Annotated in this window: 21 protein-coding genes; 14 read left to right on the forward strand and 7 right to left on the reverse strand. The window is 64.6% G+C overall.

What is annotated here, in order from left to right; all coding sequences use genetic code 11:
* Window positions 1-72 precede the first annotated feature (72 nt).
* The gene (locus ACEWPL_RS03870; RefSeq protein ID WP_393933403.1) at window positions 73-645 is read right to left on the reverse strand and encodes a universal stress protein; all 573 of its coding nucleotides are present in this window, start codon (window positions 643-645) and stop codon (window positions 73-75) included.
* Between the two features lie 231 nt (window positions 646-876).
* Between ACEWPL_RS03870 and ACEWPL_RS03875 the strand changes: the two genes are divergently transcribed.
* Window positions 877-1224 (forward strand): cation:proton antiporter domain-containing protein, encoded by a 348-nt coding sequence (locus tag ACEWPL_RS03875; RefSeq protein ID WP_393933405.1) that lies wholly within the window; start codon window positions 877-879, stop codon window positions 1222-1224.
* A 175-nt stretch (window positions 1225-1399) separates the two neighbouring features.
* Window positions 1400-4102 (forward strand): cation-transporting P-type ATPase, encoded by a 2703-nt coding sequence (locus tag ACEWPL_RS03880; RefSeq protein ID WP_393933407.1) that lies wholly within the window; start codon window positions 1400-1402, stop codon window positions 4100-4102.
* A 126-nt stretch (window positions 4103-4228) separates the two neighbouring features.
* On the opposite strand, the gene ACEWPL_RS03885 is transcribed toward ACEWPL_RS03880, so the two are convergent.
* The 6 genes from ACEWPL_RS03885 to ACEWPL_RS03910 all read right to left on the reverse strand — a co-directional run bounded on the left by ACEWPL_RS03885 (window position 4229) and on the right by ACEWPL_RS03910 (window position 10057).
* Window positions 4229-5020, reverse strand: coding sequence for an ABC transporter permease (locus tag ACEWPL_RS03885; protein ID WP_393933409.1), 792 nt, complete (start codon window positions 5018-5020; stop codon window positions 4229-4231).
* Window positions 5017-5859: an ABC transporter permease gene (locus tag ACEWPL_RS03890; protein WP_393933411.1), complete on the reverse strand. Its 843-nt coding sequence runs from the start codon at window positions 5857-5859 to the stop codon at window positions 5017-5019. Before ACEWPL_RS03890 ends, ACEWPL_RS03885 begins: the two co-directional genes overlap by 4 nt.
* 7 nt (window positions 5860-5866) lie before the next feature.
* Entirely contained in the window at window positions 5867-6925 is a 1059-nt protein-coding gene (locus ACEWPL_RS03895; RefSeq protein WP_393933413.1) for an ABC transporter ATP-binding protein, read from the reverse strand.
* 60 nt (window positions 6926-6985) lie between these two features.
* Window positions 6986-8065 carry an ABC transporter substrate-binding protein gene (locus ACEWPL_RS03900; RefSeq protein ID WP_393933415.1) on the reverse strand — a complete coding sequence of 360 codons (1080 nt, stop codon included), beginning with the start codon at window positions 8063-8065 and terminating at the stop codon, window positions 6986-6988.
* 27 nt (window positions 8066-8092) lie between these two features.
* Entirely contained in the window at window positions 8093-9052 is a 960-nt protein-coding gene (speB, locus tag ACEWPL_RS03905) for an agmatinase (protein ID WP_393933417.1), read from the reverse strand.
* A gap of 114 nt (window positions 9053-9166) precedes the next feature.
* Complete coding sequence (locus ACEWPL_RS03910) at window positions 9167-10057, reverse strand: LysR family transcriptional regulator (RefSeq protein WP_393933419.1); 891 nt, start codon at window positions 10055-10057, stop codon at window positions 9167-9169.
* Window positions 10058-10162: 105 nt separating this feature from the next.
* Here ACEWPL_RS03910 and ACEWPL_RS03915 point away from each other — a divergent pair, with 105 nt between their 5' ends.
* From ACEWPL_RS03915 to ACEWPL_RS03970, 12 genes are all read left to right on the forward strand, one after another.
* A complete protein-coding gene (locus ACEWPL_RS03915; protein ID WP_393933421.1) occupies window positions 10163-11203 on the forward strand; it encodes an alcohol dehydrogenase catalytic domain-containing protein in 1041 nt (346 codons plus the stop codon).
* 13 nt (window positions 11204-11216) lie between these two features.
* Entirely contained in the window at window positions 11217-12008 is a 792-nt protein-coding gene (locus ACEWPL_RS03920) for a carbon-nitrogen hydrolase family protein (RefSeq protein ID WP_393933423.1), read from the forward strand.
* A 29-nt stretch (window positions 12009-12037) separates the two neighbouring features.
* Window positions 12038-12397 carry a cupin domain-containing protein gene (locus tag ACEWPL_RS03925; protein WP_393933425.1) on the forward strand — a complete coding sequence of 120 codons (360 nt, stop codon included), beginning with the start codon at window positions 12038-12040 and terminating at the stop codon, window positions 12395-12397.
* 111 nt (window positions 12398-12508) lie between these two features.
* Complete coding sequence (gene yajC / locus ACEWPL_RS03930) at window positions 12509-12811, forward strand: preprotein translocase subunit YajC (protein ID WP_393933427.1); 303 nt, start codon at window positions 12509-12511, stop codon at window positions 12809-12811.
* Between the two features lie 45 nt (window positions 12812-12856).
* The gene (gene secD / locus ACEWPL_RS03935) at window positions 12857-15490 is read left to right on the forward strand and encodes a protein translocase subunit SecD (RefSeq protein ID WP_393933429.1); all 2634 of its coding nucleotides are present in this window, start codon (window positions 12857-12859) and stop codon (window positions 15488-15490) included.
* The gene (locus tag ACEWPL_RS03940) at window positions 15483-16259 is read left to right on the forward strand and encodes a sulfite exporter TauE/SafE family protein (RefSeq protein WP_393933431.1); all 777 of its coding nucleotides are present in this window, start codon (window positions 15483-15485) and stop codon (window positions 16257-16259) included. The genes secD and ACEWPL_RS03940 overlap by 8 nt, the downstream gene beginning before the upstream one ends.
* Before the next feature lie 11 nt (window positions 16260-16270).
* Window positions 16271-16624 carry an Mth938-like domain-containing protein gene (locus ACEWPL_RS03945; RefSeq protein WP_393933433.1) on the forward strand — a complete coding sequence of 118 codons (354 nt, stop codon included), beginning with the start codon at window positions 16271-16273 and terminating at the stop codon, window positions 16622-16624.
* Between the two features lie 62 nt (window positions 16625-16686).
* On the forward strand, window positions 16687-17304 hold the full coding sequence (gene ccmA / locus ACEWPL_RS03950) for a heme ABC exporter ATP-binding protein CcmA (RefSeq protein WP_393933435.1): 618 nt from the start codon (window positions 16687-16689) through the stop codon (window positions 17302-17304).
* Window positions 17301-17957, forward strand: coding sequence for a heme exporter protein CcmB (gene ccmB, locus ACEWPL_RS03955; protein WP_393933437.1), 657 nt, complete (start codon window positions 17301-17303; stop codon window positions 17955-17957). The genes ccmA and ccmB overlap by 4 nt, the downstream gene beginning before the upstream one ends.
* 21 nt (window positions 17958-17978) lie before the next feature.
* Window positions 17979-18710, forward strand: coding sequence for a heme ABC transporter permease (locus ACEWPL_RS03960; protein WP_393933439.1), 732 nt, complete (start codon window positions 17979-17981; stop codon window positions 18708-18710).
* Window positions 18707-18868 carry a heme exporter protein CcmD gene (gene ccmD, locus ACEWPL_RS03965; protein WP_393933441.1) on the forward strand — a complete coding sequence of 54 codons (162 nt, stop codon included), beginning with the start codon at window positions 18707-18709 and terminating at the stop codon, window positions 18866-18868. The genes ACEWPL_RS03960 and ccmD overlap by 4 nt, the downstream gene beginning before the upstream one ends.
* Window positions 18861-19412 carry a DsbE family thiol:disulfide interchange protein gene (locus tag ACEWPL_RS03970; protein WP_393933443.1) on the forward strand — a complete coding sequence of 184 codons (552 nt, stop codon included), beginning with the start codon at window positions 18861-18863 and terminating at the stop codon, window positions 19410-19412. The genes ccmD and ACEWPL_RS03970 overlap by 8 nt, the downstream gene beginning before the upstream one ends.
* The last annotated feature ends 33 nt before the right edge of the window (window positions 19413-19445 follow it).

Below are 19445 nucleotides of genomic sequence, written 5' to 3' on the forward strand. Positions count from 1 at the left end.
CGGAAATCGCCAACGCCGCTCGCGTTTTGGGGAATTTTCAAACGGCGGTTTTGGGGAGATTACGTCCGGCGGTTACACGCTATGGCTCATCGCAAGCCGCGTGGCGGGGGCATCGTAGATATGCAGGAATGAGACATTGGCTTTGTCCGGAATGCCCAAGGCGACACAGGCCTTCGCCGCACGTTCGGCCCCTTCTGACAGATCCGTGGTCAGCATCACGTGGCCGTAGGATCCCACCGGGGGCGCGTTGACCATGAGCACGGGGCAGACCACCGAGCGGATTGTCCGGTCAGCGGTCGTGCCGATGAACACATCGCGCAGCGTCTGACGGCGATGCGAGCCGATGACGAGGAGATCCGGCGCCTCGTCCTGCGCCGCCCGCGCGATCCCGGCGAAGGGATCGGCCAGCATAACACGCGCCTCACAGGACACCCCATCGACATCCTGCACCGTCTTGCGCAACTCCCGCAACAGGGCCGAGGCCACGTCACGCTCACTGTCGAGGATCCGGCGCGGCTGGTCGTCGTCGACGACATGGATGATCGAAAGGGAGGCGCCGAATTCCCGGGCGAGCAAGGTCGCGCGGCGCAGCGCGCGGTCTGACCGTTCGGAGAAGTCGGTGGCCAGCATTATCTTCATCATCATGTGTTCCTTGTTCGGGCGCAGAGGCGATAGCGCTATTAAACATTCCGTTTTTGGTCCTCGATTGACACAGGTCATCTGAATCGCAGCAAGCTTGGGTATTTTGCCCGGAACAGCACTGAACAGGCACGCGATATATTGCACGAATACAGTAAGATGGACGTGGCCGGCCAAATGAGGGTCGCGCAGGCGCATCGTCGCGTCTCGAGGAACTGATGATTTTTTGCCGTCGCGATGGTGGCTGGCGGCATCGCCGGTCTTGGCAAGGAGGTGGGCGGCCTGCTGGCGGGTGTCGCGCTCGCCTCGACGCCCTATCGCGAGAACATTGCGGCGCGGCTGGCGCTTCTGCGCGACTGCCTGCTGCATTCCTTCTTCATCGCGCTTGGCTCGGCGCTGGATCTGTCGCTGCTGGATGCGCATGTGACCGGCGCTGCCGTGTTCTCGCTATTAGAGATCATCGGGAACCCGCTGGCGGTGCGCCGCTGGCGCGAGGATACACGCAGGGCGCTGATCCGGCTGACCCGGATGTCCGGTTTTCCGGGGCGCGTGGCCGTCGCCTCGCACCATCCCCGGGACACGTAGGATCCGTTAGCCTCCGGCGCGGACATGGTGCCGGAGCCGTTCCAGGACGCCGCCGACCGCGCTGTCGATCTGCTCTGCGGCGCGCCCGACGAGGACCGGACCGAGATACCGCCCATCGACACAGAAGACATTCAGGCACGCTGAGCGCTGCCTGGCACCAGAGGGGACCCCAGACATGACAGACATCCGCCCGCTTTCCGCCGCCCATGCCCGGTCCGCCGAGGATACGCTCGATGCGCTCTCCACCGCGCCTGCCGGGCTGACCGCAGACGAGGCCGCCCGCCGCCGGGCCGAGTGCGGACCCAACCGCCTGCCCGAGCCGCCGAAGCGCAACCCGATCCTGCGTTTCCTGTCACATTTTCACAACGTGCTGATCTACGTGCTGATCGCTTCTGCGGTGGTGACCGGGGCGCTGCAGCACTGGGTGGATACCGGCGTGATCCTTGCCGTGGTCGTCGTCAACGCGGTGATCGGCTATATCCAGGAGGGGCGGGCCGAGCAGGCGATGGATGCGATCCGCGGGATGCTGGCACCGCGATCCGCCGTGCTGCGCGATGGGCGACGCATCGGCGTGGACGCCGCTGATCTGGTGCCGGGCGATATCGTCCTGATTGAGGCCGGGGACCGCGTGCCCGCCGATCTGCGTCTGATCGAGGCGCGCGGGCTGAAGGCCAAAGAGGCGATCCTGACCGGCGAATCCGTGCCGGTGGACAAGGGCATCGCCCCGGTGGACGAGGACACGGCCCTGGGCGATCGAACCTCGATGCTGTTTTCCGGCACGCTGGTGGCTGCCGGGGCTGGGCGCGGTGTGGTTACCGCCACCGGAGCCGCGACCCAGATTGGCCGGATCAGCGGAATGCTGGGCCAGGTCGAGACGCTGACGACGCCGCTCGTGGCGCAGATGGACCGCTTTGCGCGCTGGCTGACGGTCTTCATCCTGATCGTCGCGGCGTCGCTGCTGACCTATGGATACTTCGTCGGGCATTTGCCCTTCTCGGAGCTGTTCATGGCGGTGGTCGGTCTGTCCGTGGCCGCGATACCCGAGGGACTGCCGGCGGTCCTGACGATCACTCTGGCGGTGGGCGTGCGCACCATGGCACAGCGCAACGCCATCGTGCGCCGCCTGCCGGCGATCGAGACATTGGGCTCGGTCTCGGTGATCTGTTCGGACAAGACCGGCACACTCACCCGAAATGAGATGATGGTGGCGTCGCTGGCTGCGGCCGAGCATGTCTATTCCGTCGATGGCAACGGCTATGCCCCCGAGGGCGCGGTGCGCTGGCGCGAGGCTGACGCGCACCCAGATGAGCACGCCGTTCTCATGGAGTTCGCGCGCGCCGCAGGGCTGTGCAACGACGCAGTGCTGCACGCCCTTGATACGGGCTGGCGCGTCGAGGGTGACCCAATGGAGGGCGCGTTGATGGCGCTTGCCGGCAAGATCACGGGCGACGGAAGCGAGCCCTTCGGCCAGTGGACCCGCACCGATGCGATCCCCTTCGACGCGGCCCACCGCTTCATGGCCACGTTGCACCGCGACGGCGACGGGCATTCGCACATCCACGTCAAGGGCGCGCCCGAAGCGGTGCTTGCGCTTTGCGGCGATCAGAGGGCCGCAGATGGCGGGGCAGAACCGCTCGATACGCAGTACTGGAACGGCATGGTCGAGGAGCAGGCCGCCGAAGGGCAGCGCGTCATCGCGGTGGCGGTTCGCGAAGTGCCCGAGGGGCACGGGGAGCTGAGCACTGCCGATCTTGACGGGCAGCTTACGCTGATCGGGCTGATCGGCCTGATCGACCCGCCGCGCGCCGAAGCCATCGAGGCCGTGGCCGAGTGCCACGAGGCCGGGATTCGGGTCAAGATGATCACCGGCGACCACGCCGCAACCGCCCGCGCCATCGCCGGCATGATCGGGCTGAAGAACCATGACCGCGTTCTCACCGGCGCCGATCTGGAGGTGATGGACGACGACGCCCTCGCGGATGCAGCCGTTCAGACAGACATCTTTGCCCGCACCTCGCCCGCGCACAAGCTGCGCCTTGTCACCGCCCTTCAGGCGCACGGGCTGACCGTCGCGATGACCGGGGACGGGGTCAACGATGCGCCCGCGCTCAAGCGGGCCGATGCGGGCATCGCCATGGGGCTGAAAGGCAGCGAGGCAGCCAAGGAGGCTGCCGAGTTCGTCCTGGCCGACGACAATTTCGCCTCTATCGCCGCCGCCGTGCGCGAAGGGCGCACCGTCTATGACAACATCAAGAAGGTGATCAGTTGGACCCTGCCCACCAATGCCGGCGAAGCCATGACCATCATGGTGGCGCTCTTTGCCGGCATGGCGCTGCCGATCACTGCGGTGCAGATCCTGTGGGTCAACCTGATTACCGCGGTCACGCTTGGCCTCGCGCTCGCCTTCGAGCCGTCAGAGCCGGGCACCATGCACCGCCCGCCGCGCCCAAGAAGCGAGCCACTGCTGACGGGCGGCCTGATCTGGCACATCGTGTTCGTCTCGACGCTGTTCCTGACAGCGGTCTTCGGCATGTATTTCTATGCCATCGACAGGGGCTATCCTGTTGCGCTGGCCCAGACCATTTCGATGAACACGCTGGTCGTGCTCGAGATCTTCCATCTCTTCTTCATCCGCAACATTTACGGCACCTCACTGACATGGGCCGCAGCGAAAGGAACGCGGGTCGTCTGGGTGTGCGTGATCTCGGTGACGGCCGCACAATTCGCCATCACCTATCTGCCGCCCCTCCAAGCGGTGTTTGGCACCCGGAATGTTCCCCTGCTGGACGGCCTTCTGATCGTCGCCATCGGCGCCGTCTTCTTTGCGCTCATCGAATCGGAGAAGCAGATGCGCCTGGCCTTCCGCCGCCCGGGTTGACGCGGCTTCGGCCGGACCGGATCAGGGGAAGAGGGTCGTGCCGATTCCGGAACGCCAATTGGCTTCTGAAAGCGCAGGGTGGCGACGGGTTTGGCTAAACGACTGAAGCTGGACGCGAATTCCGTCTCAGTCCATCGCTCCCAAGATCCGCGCCAGATTGCTGAAACGGGCGATCAGCGAGAAGACCGTGATGTTGACCGCAAGGAACAACACCGCGATGGAGGCGATGACGGGCGTATAGCCGTATCGCAGCGCGTTGAAGATCTTGACGGGCAGCGTTTCCACCGTGAAGCCCACGGTCATCAGCGCGATGATGTATTCATTGAGGCTGAGCACGAAGCAGAACGCAAATCCCGCCAGCGCAAAGGGCGCGGCGATGGGCGCGATCACGGTGCGAAACACTGTCCAGCCCGACGCGCCCATGGTCTGCGCCGCCTCGATCAGCGCCTTGTCGATACTCTCCAGCCCCAGCGAGATCGTGACGAGGGGCAGGGCCAAGAGAAAGATCGCATGCGCGATGATCACGTTGATCATCAGCCCGTTGATCCCGACGCTGGAAAAGAAGATCAGGAACGCCAGTGCCATGATGACCGGCGGCAGGATGAAGGGCGCGATCCCCAGCGCAAAGAGCGCGCGGGCATAGCGCAGCCCGTGGCGCCACGCCATGTAGGCCACGGGCAGCGCGATGGCCGTGGCCAGAAGGGCCGAGAGGGCGGCGATGGTCAACGAGTTGATGAGCGCGCCGAACCAGTCCGCTTCGCCGAAGATGGCTGAGTACCAGCGCAGCGAGAAGCCGCGCGGCGGGAAGGCGATGAATTTCTGCGCGTTGAACGACACGGCCGTGATGACGATGATCGGCCCGATCAGGAAGAGCGCGAAGGCTGCCATATAGGCGCGGCGCAGGAAAGTGCCGATCATGTCTCGCTCCTCCGGCCCAGCCATGACACGGCGGCGATCACGCTGGCGCTGAGCACCAGAAGGACCACGGCCAGCGCCGATGCGAAGGGCATGTTGAAGTTGAAGATCGCCTGATCGGTGATCAGTACCGACAGCGTCCAGTGCTGCGGCGCGCCCAGCACCTGCGGCACGATGATCGCGCCCAGCGTCAGCACGAAAACGGTGACGCTGCCCGAGATGATGGCCGGTCGCGTCACGGGAATGACCACCGTGAAGAAGGTCCGCAGCGGTGACGCGCCGAGGGTGCGCGCGGCCTCCAGAAGGCTCCGGTCCATACGGCTGAGTGCGGGAAAGAGGAGCAGCACCGAGAAGGGGATGGTGAGATAGACCAGCGCCGCCACGACCGCACCGGCCGAGGGGGTCATCGAGAAGCTTTGCTCGACGATGCCCATCCATTCGAGGATATTGCCGATACCCGAGGTGCGCGAGAGCAGGATCTGCCAGCTGAACGCGATCAGCACTTCCGAAAGCGAAAGCTGCGCGAGGATGTAGATCAGCCACAGATCCTGCGCCTTGCGTTTGAACGTGGTCAGGAAATAGGTGAAGGGAAAGGCGGCGGCCATGCTGATGGCCGCGATCAGCGCACAGAGGCCCGCCGAGAAGAGCGCGCGTTCAATGTAGAACCATGTCGCGAAGCGCTCGAAATGCTGCAGATCGAAGCCCAGCACGAAATCCGCCTCGTCCGAGGGGCTGGCAACGCTGACCGCGAGGATAAGCGCGAAGGGGATCGCGAAGAATATGCCGATCATCACCGAAGAAGGGATGAGCGTCAGGTAAGGGGCGAGGCCGGGCTTGCGCATCACATCCTCACGGCGCCAGGACGCTGCACGCGTCCTTCGGCAGCTCGATATGGACCTCCTGGCCGATCTCGACCTCGGGCCAGTCCTTGGGCGTCAGCACCGAGATCACCTCGTGGCCGTCGCAATCGCAGAGGATCTCGATCGTGGCGCCGATATCGCGGACGAAGGTCACCTTGCCCTTGACGGCGTTCTCAGGTGCGGGCGCGCTGGCGGGGCGCACGAAAACCTCCTCGGGGCGGGTCATCAGAACCACCTCGTCGCCTTTGGCAAAGCCGTGGGCATTGGTGCCGATGCTTAGCGTGGTGCCAGCCACTTCGGCTGTCTCGGCGCCGGTCATGCGGGCGGGCAGAAGGTTGGACGTGCCGATGAAATCGGCGACAATGCGGTCGACGGGCTTCTTGTAGATCTCCATCGGGCTGCCGGATTGCAGAACCTTGGCCTTGCCCATGACGACGATCGTGTCGGCCATCGTCATCGCTTCGGTCTGGTCGTGCGTCACGACCACCGTGGTGATTCCCAGCTCCTGCTGCAGCTTGCGCAGCTCAATCTGCATGGCCTCGCGCAGGTTGGCATCGAGCGCCGACATCGGCTCGTCCAGCAGGAAAACCTGGGGGTTCAGCGCAAGGGCACGGGCAATGGCGACGCGCTGGCGCTGGCCGCCCGAAAGCTGGCTGATGCGCCGATCCGCCATTTCCGGCAGGTGCATCATGTCCAGAAGCTCGCGCGAGCGGTCCTCGCGCTCGGAGCGTGAATGGCCGCGGATGCGCATGGAATAGGTGATGTTTTCGCCCACGGTCAGGTGGGGGAAAAGCGCGAAGGACTGGAACACCATGCCGATCTCGCGCTGGTGGACGGGCACATGCGTCATGTCGCGACCGCCCATCGTGATCGAGCCGCTCGTCGGCTCTTCCAGCCCTGCGATCATGCGCAGAAGCGTGGTCTTGCCGCAGCCCGACGGGCCGAGAAAGCAGACCATCTCGCCATCCTTGAAGGTGAGGTTCACATCCTCGACGGCGGTGACGTGACCGAATTTCTTGGTGACGCCGCTGATGGTGAGGCCGGTCATGTGTGTATCCTTGTCAAATCTGGCCCGCCCCCATCCTGCGGGGGCGGGCCGGTTTGGCGTTTAGCCGGCGATCATCTGGTTCCAGCGGTCCGAGATGAAGGCGCCATGCTCGCCATACATCTCGTAGCGCGGGATGATGGGGGTCGTGTCGCTCGAGACGGCGGCCAGTTCCTCGGGGGAAAGGTCGGTCAGCTCGGGCTTGACGACGGGCGAGGTGCCCACATTGCGGGCCAGCACGGCCTGCGTTTCGGGCTTGGACATGTAGTTGATGAAGGCCGCGATCTCGTCATCCGCCTCGGCGAATTCCGGCACGATCCAGTAGCCGCTGTCGAGGATGCCGCCCTCTTTCGGGAAGGTCGAGACGACGGGGAAGCCCTCGGCGGCGGCGAGGCCGGCGACGTCGTGGTAATACTGGCCCATCGGGATCTCGCCCTGCTGCAGCGCCTGCTGGAAGCTGCCCTCGTCCTTGTACCAAAGGCGCACGTTCGGCACGACTTCGGAGAGCTTGTTGAAGACCTCCTCGATGCCTTCCTTGGTGGCCAGAATGTCAGTGCCGCCGAAATAGGTGGTTGCTGTCACTTCCAGCAGGAACGAGTTGGTGGCAAGGCCCAGAAGGCCGATCTGGTCCTCATACTGGCTGTCCCACAGCGCCTCCCAACTGGTGGGCGCCTCGGGGATGACGTCCGAATTGGTGCAGAGCGTGATATACCACGACACGCCGCCGACACCATAGAGGCCGCCATCTTCATAGCGGTCCTTGAACGTGTCGGTGAGGTTGGCAAGGTTCGGGATCTGGCTTTCGTCGATGGTCTTGAAGACCTTCTGCTTGGCGCCCTCGCGGCGCGGCGTGCCGGCCATCAGCGACACATCGGCAGGCGCGGTCTTGGCGCGGGCAGCGTTCTTGATCTGGACGAGCCATGTCTCGCCCGTGGGCACGGCGATGGATTCTACCTCGATGCCCGTCTCCTCAGTGAAGCCGGGGAAGATATGCGCCTTGAAGCTGTCCTCGAAAAAGCCGCCATAGGTGCCGACGCGCAGCGGCGCGCCCTGCGCCCGCAGGATCGAAGGCGCGGCTAGCGTGGCCGCACCGGTGGCAGCCGCGGTGCCCAGAAAGCGGCGGCGTGTGAAAGTGCTGTTCATTTCATTTTCTCCCTTGTTGAAGTCGGCTTACGCCCATGTTTTCGGCAGGACGCAAAGCATCTCGTATAGCAGGTTCGCGCCCAGCATCGCGGTCGCGCCCGTCGTGTCGTATTGCGGCGACACCTCGACCAGATCGCCGCCGACAAGGTTCAGGCCCTTGCAGCCGCGCACGATCTCAAGCGCCTGAATGGTCGTCAAGCCGCCGATCTCCATCGTGCCGGTGCCGGGCGCGATCGACGGATCGAGACTGTCGATATCATAGGTCAGATAGCAGGGCGTGTCGCCGATCTTGGCCCGGATCTCCTCCATCAGGGGTGTCAGCGACTTGTGCCAGCACTCTTCGGCGGGGATCACGGTAAAGCCCTGCTCGCGGCCCCAGTCGAAATCGCCAGGCTCATAGCCCGTGCCGCGCAGGCCGATCTGGAACACCTTGTCGTTCTGCAAAAGGCCATCCTCGACCGCGCGGCGGAAGGGCGTGCCATGGGCGATCTTCTCGCCGAACATTTCGTCATTCGTGTCCGCATGCGCGTCGATATGGATCAGCGCGACGGCCCCATGTTTTTTGGCGATGGACCGCAGCACCGGATAGCTGAGCGTGTGATCACCGCCCAGGGTCAGGGGCACGACGTCATGCTTCAGGATCTCGTCATAGGCGGCGGTGATGATGTCGACCGTCTTCTTCAGATCGAAAGTGTTGATCGCCACGTCGCCAATATCGGCCACCTGCATCTTGGCAAAGGGGCCGGCGCCGGTGGCCATGTTGTAGGGGCGCATCATGCCGCTTTCGGCGCGGATGGCGCGGGGGCCGTGGCGCGTGCCAGTGCGGTTCGAGGTGCCGATATCCATCGGGATTCCGACAAAGCACGCATCCAGGCCCTCGGCCGTGTCCTGGCTGGGCAGGCGCATCATCGTGGGAACGCCGCCGAAACGGGGCATGTCGTTGCCGCCCAGCGGCTGGTTGAACTGCGGTTTGGCGGTGTCGCTCATGGTGATTCCCTCGTGGCGGTGCGTCTGGTGTGGCGCACAGCCTATGGCGCGTGTCGATGCATGGAAAATATGATAGCGCAAAAGCACGCATTGAATGGCGTAAATGTATCGCGCTCAGGCATAGCACTCCGCAAGAACCCGCATGAAGAGCGTGTTAACCTGCGGCACCTGCCCGGCGCGGCTGAGCATCTGCATCGGACAGTCGTAATTCTCGGCGCTGTAGGCCAGCCGTCGCAGCCGCCCGGCGGCGACGTGACCCTCGGCCATATGCACCGGCAGCAGGCCCAGATAGGCTCCGCTGAGGATAAAGATCAGCTGCGCCTCGATCTCATCGGCAAAGCGATCGAGATCAGTGGGGTTCACGGCCTTGCGGCGTTGGCGGCTCCAATAGCCGCGATGGACCCAAGGGGCGGCGGTGATCTCGGCCTCGGTCAGGGCCGCATCGCTGCGCGCGTAAAAGGGATGCGCCGCCGAGCAATAGAGCGCGTGGTCCTCGCGGTAGAGGTCGACTGCGCGCAAGCCGCTGAGGACGTTGTCGAAACTGCCGATCCCGACATGGATTTCGCCATCCAGAACGCCGTTCAGGATATCCTGTGGACGCGCGATGCCGAGTTCGATCCGCACGGCAGGGGCCGCCTCGGTAAAGCGGGCGATGGCCTCGGGCAGGCGGAAATTGGGATCGGTGCAGACGCTGTCCAGCACAGCAATCTTCAGTCGCCCCACAAGGTTGCCCTTGAGCGCCGCCAGATGCCCCGAATGGGTGTCGAGCGTGCCCAGCAGCGTCTTGGCGATCTCATGCACCATCAGGCCTTTTTCCGTCACCAGGAACCCACGCCGCCCGCGCTGGCACAGGGTAACGCCAAGCCGTTGTTCCAGAGCGGTAATATGGTTGGAAATGGTGGGCTGACTCAGCCCCAGTTCCACCTGCGCGGCGGAAAATCCCCCGTTGCGCACGACAGCGTCGAAAACGCTAAGAAGATGGATGTCGGAACCGGTGATTTGCATGACGCATTGAGAGGCAGAAATGTATCGCTTTGCAACAGCGTATTCCAGTTTGCGGCGGAGATGCCTAGTCTGAGCCTGAAAGCCCGCTTCGCTAGGAGAGTCCTGATGCCCGAAGACCTGCCGCTGACTATGAAGGCCGCCGTCTGCCCCGCGCCCGGCGCACCGCTGGAGATGCGCGAGGTTGCCGTGCCCACGCCCGGCGTGGGCGAGGTGCTGGTCCGGCTGGAAACCTGCGGCGTCTGCCATTCGGATCTGCACCTGCGCGAGGGGCAGGAGAATCTGCCGGATAGCTACTATCCCCTGACCCTCGGTCATGAGGGCATCGGCCGCGTCGTCGCGCACGGACCGCAGGCCAAGAACGCGCCAGCCATTGGCGCGCGCATCGGCCTGCCCTGGATTTTCGACACCTGCCTTCACTGCAAGCCGTGCCGGACCGGGCACGAGGTGCTTTGCGCCGAGAATACCGCGCGCGGCGTGCAGAAACATGGCGCTTTTGCCGAATATGCGCTTTGCCCCGTGCATTTCGCCGTGGAAATCCCCGAGGCGATTGATCCGCTGAAGGGTGCGCCACTGCTCTGCGCGGGCCTCACCGCGTGGTCGGCGCTGCGCAAGGCACGGATTGAGGCGGGGACCAATGTGCTGATCATCGGCGCGGGCGGACTGGGCCAATACGCCATCCTGATCGCCAAGGCGCGCGGCGCGCGCGTAATGGTTGTCGACCGCGATCCGGCCAAGCTGAAAACGGCGGAGAAACTGGGCGCCGAAGTGACCGCCGAGGCGGGCGAAGGCGCCGGCGCGCGCATCAAGGAGGCGGGCGGCGCGGATGTCGTGCTGAATTTCGCGCCCAGCCCCGCAATCTGGGACACGGTCGAGGCGGCGGTGAATCCGATGGCCGATATCGTCGCCATCGCCATGGTGCATGACCCGATGCCGCTGTCGATGATGTGGCTGATCGACGGAGGGCACCGCGTTTTCGGTTCGTCCGTGGGCTCGCGGCAGGAACTGGCCGATTTCCTTGCCTTTGCCGCCGCGCATCCGCTGGCTGTCGATGTCGAGGCGGTCAGGTTCGATGATGTGGATGCCGCACTTGACCGGCTGAAAACAGGCAAGGTGACCGGCCGTCTTTGCATTGATTTTACGCGCTGAAAGGGATGAAGTCATGACGAAGATCGCCGTTTTCCAGATGTCGGCCGCCATTGACGCGGCCGCCCGCCCGCAGCGCATCATCGATGCCATGGAAGAGGCCGCAAAGGCGGGCGCGCGCCTCTTGATCGCGCCCGAGCTGGGCCTCAGCGGATATGGCCGAGGCAAGGCGCTGACCCGCGAAGCGCAGCGCCCGGACGGCGCATGGGCCGAGGCGCTGGGCGCGGCGGCCAAGGTGCACGGTATCAGCGTCGTCGCGGGCTTTCCGGAGGATGCGGGCGAGCAACGCTTCATCAGCGCGATGATGATTGACCGCGCGCGCCCCGACGCGCCCGAGATCTACCGTAAAGGATGTCTTTACGGCGATTACGAGCGCAGCCTCTTCTCCGCCGCCGGACCCTCGACCGTCATCACGGAGCTGGAGGGCCTAAAGGTGGGCTGCCTCATCTGCTACGACGTCGAGTTCCCCGAAAACGTGCGGCGCCTTGCCGCCGCCGGTGCCGATCTGGTGGCCGTACCCACCGCCTTGCCCAAGGATACGCCCAGTGAATTTGTCGCGCGGCACACCATCCGCACCCGCGCCTTCGAGAGTCAGGTCTTTGTAGCCTATGCCGACAACGCCGATAGCGACGAGGGCTTTACCTATCAAGGCCTGTCCTCCATCGCGGCGCCGGATGGATCGGTTCTGGCGGAGGCGGGCGAGACGGGTGATGCGCTGATCTATGCCGAGATTGATCCCGCAGCCTATACTGCTTCGCGGGAGGCCAACCCGTATCTAGAGGACGCCGCGCGTCAGGGATTGATTTGACGGCCTGACCCACACCCAAGGAGGAGACGATGATGGACCCGATCAAGACAGAAGACCGCCGCGTGGTGAACATCCACAAAGCGAAATTCGAACCGATCGAGACAGACGGCACGCCCGATGGCGAGGTGCTGCAGCTGAATGATGCGCGGCCTTTGGGCGCGGGATTCTACGTCTACCGGATGCCGCCGGGGCACACCACGGTGGCCCATCGCCACAAGGGAGACGAGGAATTCCTGATCCTCGAAGGCGATCTGACCGATAATGACGGCACGGAATACGGCCCTGGCGATCTGGTCTGGCTGCGCGACGGGACCGAGCATCACTCGACCACGCGGGACGGCTGCTTGATTGCCGTCTTTGCTGACATGCCCGAGGATTTCCCGGACTAGCCGGGCCTGCCGGCGTCCCTCACGTTTTCGCGCCTTGCAATAAGGGGCGCGCGGCCATAGGTTCCGCGAAATTCCGCGGGGGCGGCCCCGCTTTCACCAAGGAGACTCCCCATGGAAGGCGGTTCCGCGTTCGCGCAGTTCATTCCCCTGATTCTGATCTTTGCGATCATGTATTTCCTGCTCATCCGTCCGCAGCAGAAAAAGCTGAAGAACCATCGCGCGATGGTCGAGGCGCTGCGCCGGGGCGACCAGGTGGTCACGCAAGGCGGGCTGATCGGCAAGGTCTCGAAGGTCAAGGATGACGACGAGATCGAGGTCGAGCTGGCGCAGGGCGTTAAAGTGCGTGTGGTCAAGTCCACCATCGCGCAGGTCGTGTCCAAGACCGAGCCTGCCAGCGACGCGCCCAAGGCCTGAACAGCCCCCAAGACCTAACGACCAGCCCCCTATAAAGGCGCAGACATGCTTCAGATCGACCTGTGGAAACGTATTTGCATCTGGGGTCTTGTCGCCCTCGGTATTCTTTTCGCGCTGCCGAACGCCTTTTATGACCGCGTCGAGACGCATAACGACGCAGTTCAGGCGGTCGAGCAGGGCACCGATCCCGCTCAGGTCGCGGATGCGCTGGATGCGTGGCCCAACTGGATGCCCAGCGGGTTGGTCAATCTGGGCCTCGATCTGCGCGGTGGCGCGCATCTGCTGGCCGAGGTTCAGGTCGAGGATGTCTATGAATCGCGCATCGAGGGCATGTGGCCCGCGGTGCGTGACCTTCTGCGCGAGCGGCGCGATGAGGTCGGCACCATCCGGCTGGAGCCGACAGAAGGCCCCGAACTGGTCGTGCGCCTCAATGAGCGGCCCGAGCAGGCCGAGCGGGCCGCGGCCCTCGTGCGCACCCTTGCCAGCCCCGTCACCAGCCTGACCGCTGCCGGGGCCAGTGATATCGAGGTCACCACCCGCGACGGCGCCATCGTCGTGCGCCTCTCGGAGGCCGAGCAGCGCGCGACCGATGAGCGCACCGTGCGCCAGGCGCTGGAGATCATCCGCCGCCGCATCGACGAGGTCGGCACGCGCGAGCCCACGATTCAGCGGCAAGGCAGCGACCGTATCCTGATCCAGGTGCCGGGTATCGGCAGCGCGACCGAGCTGAAGGACATCATCGGCACCACTGCGCAGCTAACCTTCCAGCCTGTCGTTGGCCGCGCCTCCTCGGCCAACGAGCCTGCGGGCGCGGGCAATGAAGTGCTGCCCTCGCTGGACGAAGAGGGTGTTTTCTATGTGCTGGAGCGCGCGCCTGTCGTCACCGGCGACGAGTTGACCGACGCCCAGCCTGATTTTGATCAGAACGGGCGGCCCGCCGTGTCCTTCCGTTTCAACCCCACGGGGGCGCGCAGCTTTGGCGATTATACGGCGGCCAATATAGGCAGTCCCTTCGCCATCGTCCTTGACAATGAGGTCATCAGCGCCCCGGTGATCCAGAGCCACATTCCCGGCGGCTCGGGCATCATCACCGGCAACTTCTCGGTCGAGGAAAGCACGAATCTGGCTGTGCTGCTGCGTGCGGGCGCCCTGCCTGCTGGCCTCGAATTCCTCGAAGAGCGGACCATCGGCCCCGAGCTGGGCGCCGACAGCATCGAGGCGGGGAAGGTGGCGAGCATCGTCGGCTTTGCGCTGGTGCTTGTCTTCATGTTCGCCAGCTACGGCCTGTTTGGCCTCTTCGCCAATATCGCGCTGATCATCAATATCGGCCTCATGTTCGGCCTGCTCAGCATGATCGGCGCGACGCTGACCTTGCCGGGTATCGCGGGCATCGTTCTGACCATTGGTATGGCGGTCGATGCCAACGTGCTGATCTTCGAGCGTATTCGCGAAGAGATGAAGACTGCCAAGGGCGCCGCCCGTGCGATCGAGCTGGGCTATGAAAAGGCGCTGAGCGCCATCGTGGATGCCAACATCACCACGCTCATCACCGCCGTAATCCTCTTTGCGATGGGCTCGGGGCCGGTGCGCGGCTTTGCCATCACGCTGGGCCTCGGCATCATCACGTCGGTGTTCACGGCGATTTTCGTCACCCGCCTCATTGCCGTCATCTGGTTCGAGCGCAAGCGCCCGAAAACGGTGCTTCAGGGCCGGACCCTACGCCTGGTCAAATCCCAGACGAATGTGAATTTCCTGGGCCGCTGGAAAATGTCGCTGGGCCTGTCGGCGCTGCTGATCGTCGTCGCGCTCGGCTCGTTCATGCTGCAGGGACTGAATTTCGGCATCGATTTCCGGGGCGGCACCACCATCCGCACCCAGAGCGAGCAGCCCGTCGATATCGCTCAGTATCGCGGTGCGATGCAGACGCTGGATCTGGGCGATATCAGCATCACGGAGGTGTTCGATCCCACCTTCGGGCCGGATCAGAACGTGTCGATGATCCGCATCCAGGCGCAGGACGATGCCGAGGCCGTCACGCCCGAAACCATCGCCGCCGTCGAGGGCGCGCTGCAACAGGCGGTGCCGGACATCACCTTTACCTCGGTCGAGAGCGTCGGCCCCAAGGTGTCGGGCGAGTTGATCCAGACGGCGGCCATCGCGGTACTCTTGGCGATCGGGGCGGTGCTGGTCTATATCTGGCTGCGCTTTGAATGGCAGTTCGCCCTGGGGGCCGTGGCCGCGCTGGTGCATGACGTGGTCCTGACCATTGGTGTCTTTTCGGAATTGCAGCTGCAATTCGATCTGGCGACCATCGCGGCGCTGCTGACCATCGTCGGTTATTCGCTGAACGATACCGTGATCGTATTCGACCGCGTCCGCGAAAACCTGCGCAAATACAAGGCGCGGCCACTGCTGGAGGTGCTGAACCTTTCGATCAACGAAACGCTCAGCCGCACGATCATGACGTCCTTCACCACGATGCTGGCGCTCCTCGCGCTCTACTTCTTGGGAGGGGACGTCATCCGCGGCTTCGTCTTTGCGATGATGTGGGGTATCGTCGTCGGTACCTACAGCTCGATCTTCGTCGCCGCGGTGATCCTGATGTGGCTGGGAGTCAAGCGTGACTGGAGCAAGCCGGACGCAAATACCGGCAACCAGTTCGCCAACGTGGATGCCTGACGCCCTTTTCGGCGCTCTGGCGGAGGGGCTGGCGGCAGCGCTGGCCCATCCGGGGTTCTGGTGGCTGGCGGTCACGCTGGCCGTGGCGGGCATCGTGCGCGGCTTCACCGGGTTTGGCTCGGCACTGATCTTTGTGCCGGTCGCGGGGATATTCCTGCCGCCGGTGCACATCATCGCCATCATTGCATTGGTCGAAGTGGCGAGCATCGGCGCATTGGTGCCGCGTGCCTGGGCCCATGCGGATCGCGGGCAGGTGGGCCTTCTGGTGCTGGCCGCGCTGCCGACCGTGCCGCTGGGCCTGATGGTGATGGAGGCGCTGGACGCGATCATCGTGCGATGGATCGTCGCGGCAATGGCGGGCGGTACACTGATCGCGCTGATGTCCGGTTGGCATTTCCAGCGCAGGATCACCATGCCGCTGGTCATCGCCATTGGCGCGGCGGCGGGGTTTTTAGGGGGCATGACAGGGCTGACGGGCCCGGTCGTCGTGCTCTTCTACCTGGCCGGCGGGCGCATGGCGCAATCGGTGAGGGCCAACACGATTCTGTTCCTCGGGGCGATGGACCTTGTCATCGTCGCCAACCTTCTCTTGCGCGGATTTACCGATATTTCCGTGCTATGGCTGGCCGGGGTGCTTTCGGTGCCCTATTTTGCAGGCATGGTGGCGGGTCAGGCTCTGTTCGATCCGATTCACGAGCGGATCTATCGCCGCGCCGCGCTGACCGTGATCGCGCTGGCCGTCCTGACCGGCCTGCCGATCTGGGCATAAGGAGTCACAGGATGCAGCTGAACGAAGTCACCTTTACCGAGGCCACCCCGATCGACGGCTACGGCCCCGGTTTCTTCCGGGTGGGCGGCAGTGTGATGCGGGGCGCAGCTCTTGTGACGGAAACCGGCGCGCGCGGATGGGGCGGGCTGGAGGATGCGCAGCCCTTGCTGGATCTGGTGGGCCAGATCGACGTGATTTTCATCGGCACGGGCGCCGAGATCGCCCATATCCCCGGCGCGCTGCGCAGCCAGCTGGAAGAGGCCGGCATGGGGGTCGAGACGATGAGCTCACCCGCCGCCTGCCGCACCTATAACGTGCTCTTGTCCGAGGGCCGCCGCGTGGCCGCCGCCGTTCTGCCGATCTAGGCGGCAGCGGCGCGTGACCATCGCGCTTTCCCCGTGCGGCGCTTTGCGCTAAGCGTCTTATCATGTTGCTTCAAGCCGAAAATCTCAGCGTCTCGCGCGGCGGTATTGCCGTGTTGGAGGGGCTGTCACTCTCTCTTGCGCCGGGGCGCGCGTTGATCCTGCGCGGCCCGAATGGGGCGGGCAAGACGACTCTGCTGCGCACCCTCGCCGGTCTGCAACCACCCCTCAAGGGTGCGGTACAAGCCGAGGAAGGCACGCTGGTTTATGCGGGCCATGCGGACGGGATCAAGGGCGCGCTGAGCGTGCGCGAAAACCTCGCCTTCTGGGCCGCGATTTTCGCTGGCGGAGATGTCGAGGCCGCGCTGGATGCCTACGCATTGGAGCCGCTGGCAGACCGGCCCGCCGCCGCCCTCTCGGCCGGGCAGAAGCGCCGGCTTGGCCTCTCGCGGCTGATCGTGGCGCGCCGTGCCGTCTGGCTCATGGACGAGCCGACCGTGTCGCTGGACAAGGACGCTACCGCGATGTTCGCGGCGGCCCTGCGGGCGCATCTGGCAGGCGGCGGCGCGGCCATCGTCGCCACGCATATCGAGCTGGGGCTGACCGAAGCCGAGACGCTGGATGTCACCCCCTACAAGGCGCGCGCCAGCGCGCTCGATGATTTCGACGAGGCGTTCCTGTGATTGCCCTTCTGACGCGCGACTTGCACCTTGCCGTGCGGGCCGGGGGCGGCTTTGGCCTTGGCCTTGCGTTCTTTTTGATCGTCGTGACGCTGGTGCCCTTTGCCGTCGGGCCGCGCGGCGATCTGCACGCGCTGATTGCGCCGGGTGTTCTGTGGCTGGGCGCGCTTCTGGCCTGCCTTCTGTCGCTCGACCGGATCTTTGCGCTCGACTACGAGGATGGCTCGCTGGATCTGCTGGCCACCGCGCCGCTGCCGCTGGAGGCGCTGACGGCGATCAAGGCGCTGGCGCATTGGCTGACCACGGGCCTGCCGCTGGTTCTGGTGGCGCCCGCTCTTGCCGTTCTTTTGAACATGCCGGGCGCGGGGTATCTGCCGCTGGTCCTGTCGCTGGCCTTTGGTACACCCGCGCTCAGCGTGATCGGCACGTTCGGCGCGGCGCTGACCGTGGGCATGCGCCGCGGCGGATTGCTGTTGTCACTCTTGGTGCTGCCGCTCTACGTGCCTACATTGATCTTTGGCGCCGAGGCCGCCCGGCGCGGCGCCGAGGGGCTGGATTACACCATGCCCCTGACCATGCTGGCGGGGATCACCTGCGGCACCATCGCCCTCTTGCCCTTCGCCTCGGCTGCGGTAGTAAGGGTCAACCTGCGCTAGCCGCTGATTAAGGACGTTTGAATGGCCTCGCTCTGGGAATATGCCAACCCGCGCAAATTCATCGCCACCTCGGACCGCGTCCTGCCATGGGTCGGCGGGCTGGCGCTGATCTCGCTGGTCGTCGGCCTCTTCTGGGGCTTTTTCCTGACGCCCGAGGATTACCGGCAAGGCGCCAGCGTCAAGATCATCTACCTGCACGTCCCCGCCGCCCTCATGGCGATCAATGCGTGGCTGATGATGCTGGTCGCGTCGCTGATCTGGATCGTGCGCCGCCACCATGTCAGTGCCCTGGCCGCCCGCGCCGCCGCCCCGGTGGGCGCAGTGATGACGGTAATCGCGCTGGCCACCGGCGCGCTCTGGGGACAGCCGATCTGGGGGACGTGGTGGGTGTGGGATCCGCGCCTGACGTCCTTCCTGATCCTCTTCCTCTTCTACCTTGGCTATATCGCGCTCTGGTCCGCGATCGAGAATGACGATACCGCCGCCGATCTTACCTCGGTCCTGTGCTTGGTCGGGTCGGTCTTTGCGCTGCTCAGCCGCTACGCGGTGCTCTTCTGGAACCAAGGCCTGCATCAGGGCGCATCGCTCAGCCTCGACAAGGAAGAGAACGTGGCGGATGTGTTCTATCTGCCGCTTCTGGTCTGCATCGCGGGCTTTGTCCTTCTCTTCATCGCGCTGGTGCTGATGCGCACCCAGACCGAGATCCGGGCGCGCCGCATGCGTGCGCTTCTGGCCCGCGAAAGGATGGGATGACGATGCCCGAACTGGGGAAATATGCGCTGGCCGTGCTGGGGTCTTACGGCGTGACGCTGGCACTGTTGGGTGCACTCGCCGCGTTGACTGTACTGCGCGCGAAAAAGGTGCGCCGCCAGTTGGAGACGCTGGAGAAAAGGATGCGCAAGAATGGCTAGGATTTCGCCCCTGATGATCGCGCCGCCGGTCGTTTTCGCCGGGCTCGCGGCGCTGTTCTTTATCGGCATGCAACGCGGCGATCCCGATGCGCTGCCCTCGGTCTTTATCGGACAGCCCGCGCCGCCTGTGGCGGAAAAGGGCTTGGACGGTCGTCCTCTGCTCACCGACGCGGACCTGCGCAGCGGCGAGGTGACCATCGTCAATTTCTGGGCCAGCTGGTGCCCGCCCTGCCGGGTCGAGCATCCCAAGCTGAAGGCGCTGACTGCCGAAGGGCTGCGCGTGGCGGGAATCAACTTCAAGGATGAGGCGTCGCAGGCACAGAGATATCTGACCGATGATGGCGATCCCTTCTTTGCCAGCGGGTTCGACCCCAAGGGCTCGACCGCCATCGACTGGGGGGTCACCGCGCCACCCGAGACGTTCATCGTTGCGGGCGATGGCACGGTCCTATTCCGCTACGCTGGCCCCCTGATTGGCAGCGATTACGAGCAGCGGTTCCGCCCCGCATTGGACAAGGCGCTGGACGAGAGCGCCGCGCAATAAGCCGCACAATAAAAAACGCCCGCGAGCCAAGGC

Source organism: Roseovarius roseus, from assembly GCF_043355935.2.
GTDB classification, from domain to species: domain Bacteria; phylum Pseudomonadota; class Alphaproteobacteria; order Rhodobacterales; family Rhodobacteraceae; genus Roseovarius; species Roseovarius roseus.

Bases quoted from the DNA above. Each gene is read 5' to 3' on its own strand.
- ccmA (WP_393933435.1), top strand. From the start codon at position 16,687: ATGTTGCTTCAAGCCGAAAATCTCAGCGTCTCGCGCGGCGGTATTGCC.
- ACEWPL_RS03960 (WP_393933439.1), top strand. From the start codon at position 17,979: ATGGCCTCGCTCTGGGAATATGCCAACCCGCGCAAATTCATCGCCACC.
- ACEWPL_RS03870 (WP_393933403.1), bottom strand. From the start codon at position 645: ATGATGATGAAGATAATGCTGGCCACCGACTTCTCCGAACGGTCAGAC.
- secD (WP_393933429.1), top strand. From the start codon at position 12,857: ATGCTTCAGATCGACCTGTGGAAACGTATTTGCATCTGGGGTCTTGTC.
- ACEWPL_RS03900 (WP_393933415.1), bottom strand. From the start codon at position 8,065: ATGAACAGCACTTTCACACGCCGCCGCTTTCTGGGCACCGCGGCTGCC.
- ACEWPL_RS03915 (WP_393933421.1), top strand. From the start codon at position 10,163: ATGCCCGAAGACCTGCCGCTGACTATGAAGGCCGCCGTCTGCCCCGCG.
- ACEWPL_RS03925 (WP_393933425.1), top strand. From the start codon at position 12,038: ATGATGGACCCGATCAAGACAGAAGACCGCCGCGTGGTGAACATCCAC.
- ACEWPL_RS03910 (WP_393933419.1), bottom strand. From the start codon at position 10,057: ATGCAAATCACCGGTTCCGACATCCATCTTCTTAGCGTTTTCGACGCT.
- ACEWPL_RS03970 (WP_393933443.1), top strand. From the start codon at position 18,861: ATGGCTAGGATTTCGCCCCTGATGATCGCGCCGCCGGTCGTTTTCGCC.
- ACEWPL_RS03880 (WP_393933407.1), top strand. From the start codon at position 1,400: ATGACAGACATCCGCCCGCTTTCCGCCGCCCATGCCCGGTCCGCCGAG.
- yajC (WP_393933427.1), top strand. From the start codon at position 12,509: ATGGAAGGCGGTTCCGCGTTCGCGCAGTTCATTCCCCTGATTCTGATC.
- ACEWPL_RS03875 (WP_393933405.1), top strand. From the start codon at position 877: ATGGTGGCTGGCGGCATCGCCGGTCTTGGCAAGGAGGTGGGCGGCCTG.
- ACEWPL_RS03920 (WP_393933423.1), top strand. From the start codon at position 11,217: ATGACGAAGATCGCCGTTTTCCAGATGTCGGCCGCCATTGACGCGGCC.
- ccmD (WP_393933441.1), top strand. From the start codon at position 18,707: ATGACGATGCCCGAACTGGGGAAATATGCGCTGGCCGTGCTGGGGTCT.
- ACEWPL_RS03945 (WP_393933433.1), top strand. From the start codon at position 16,271: ATGCAGCTGAACGAAGTCACCTTTACCGAGGCCACCCCGATCGACGGC.
- speB (WP_393933417.1), bottom strand. From the start codon at position 9,052: ATGAGCGACACCGCCAAACCGCAGTTCAACCAGCCGCTGGGCGGCAAC.
- ACEWPL_RS03895 (WP_393933413.1), bottom strand. From the start codon at position 6,925: ATGACCGGCCTCACCATCAGCGGCGTCACCAAGAAATTCGGTCACGTC.
- ACEWPL_RS03885 (WP_393933409.1), bottom strand. From the start codon at position 5,020: ATGATCGGCACTTTCCTGCGCCGCGCCTATATGGCAGCCTTCGCGCTC.
- ACEWPL_RS03940 (WP_393933431.1), top strand. From the start codon at position 15,483: ATGCCTGACGCCCTTTTCGGCGCTCTGGCGGAGGGGCTGGCGGCAGCG.
- ACEWPL_RS03890 (WP_393933411.1), bottom strand. From the start codon at position 5,859: ATGCGCAAGCCCGGCCTCGCCCCTTACCTGACGCTCATCCCTTCTTCG.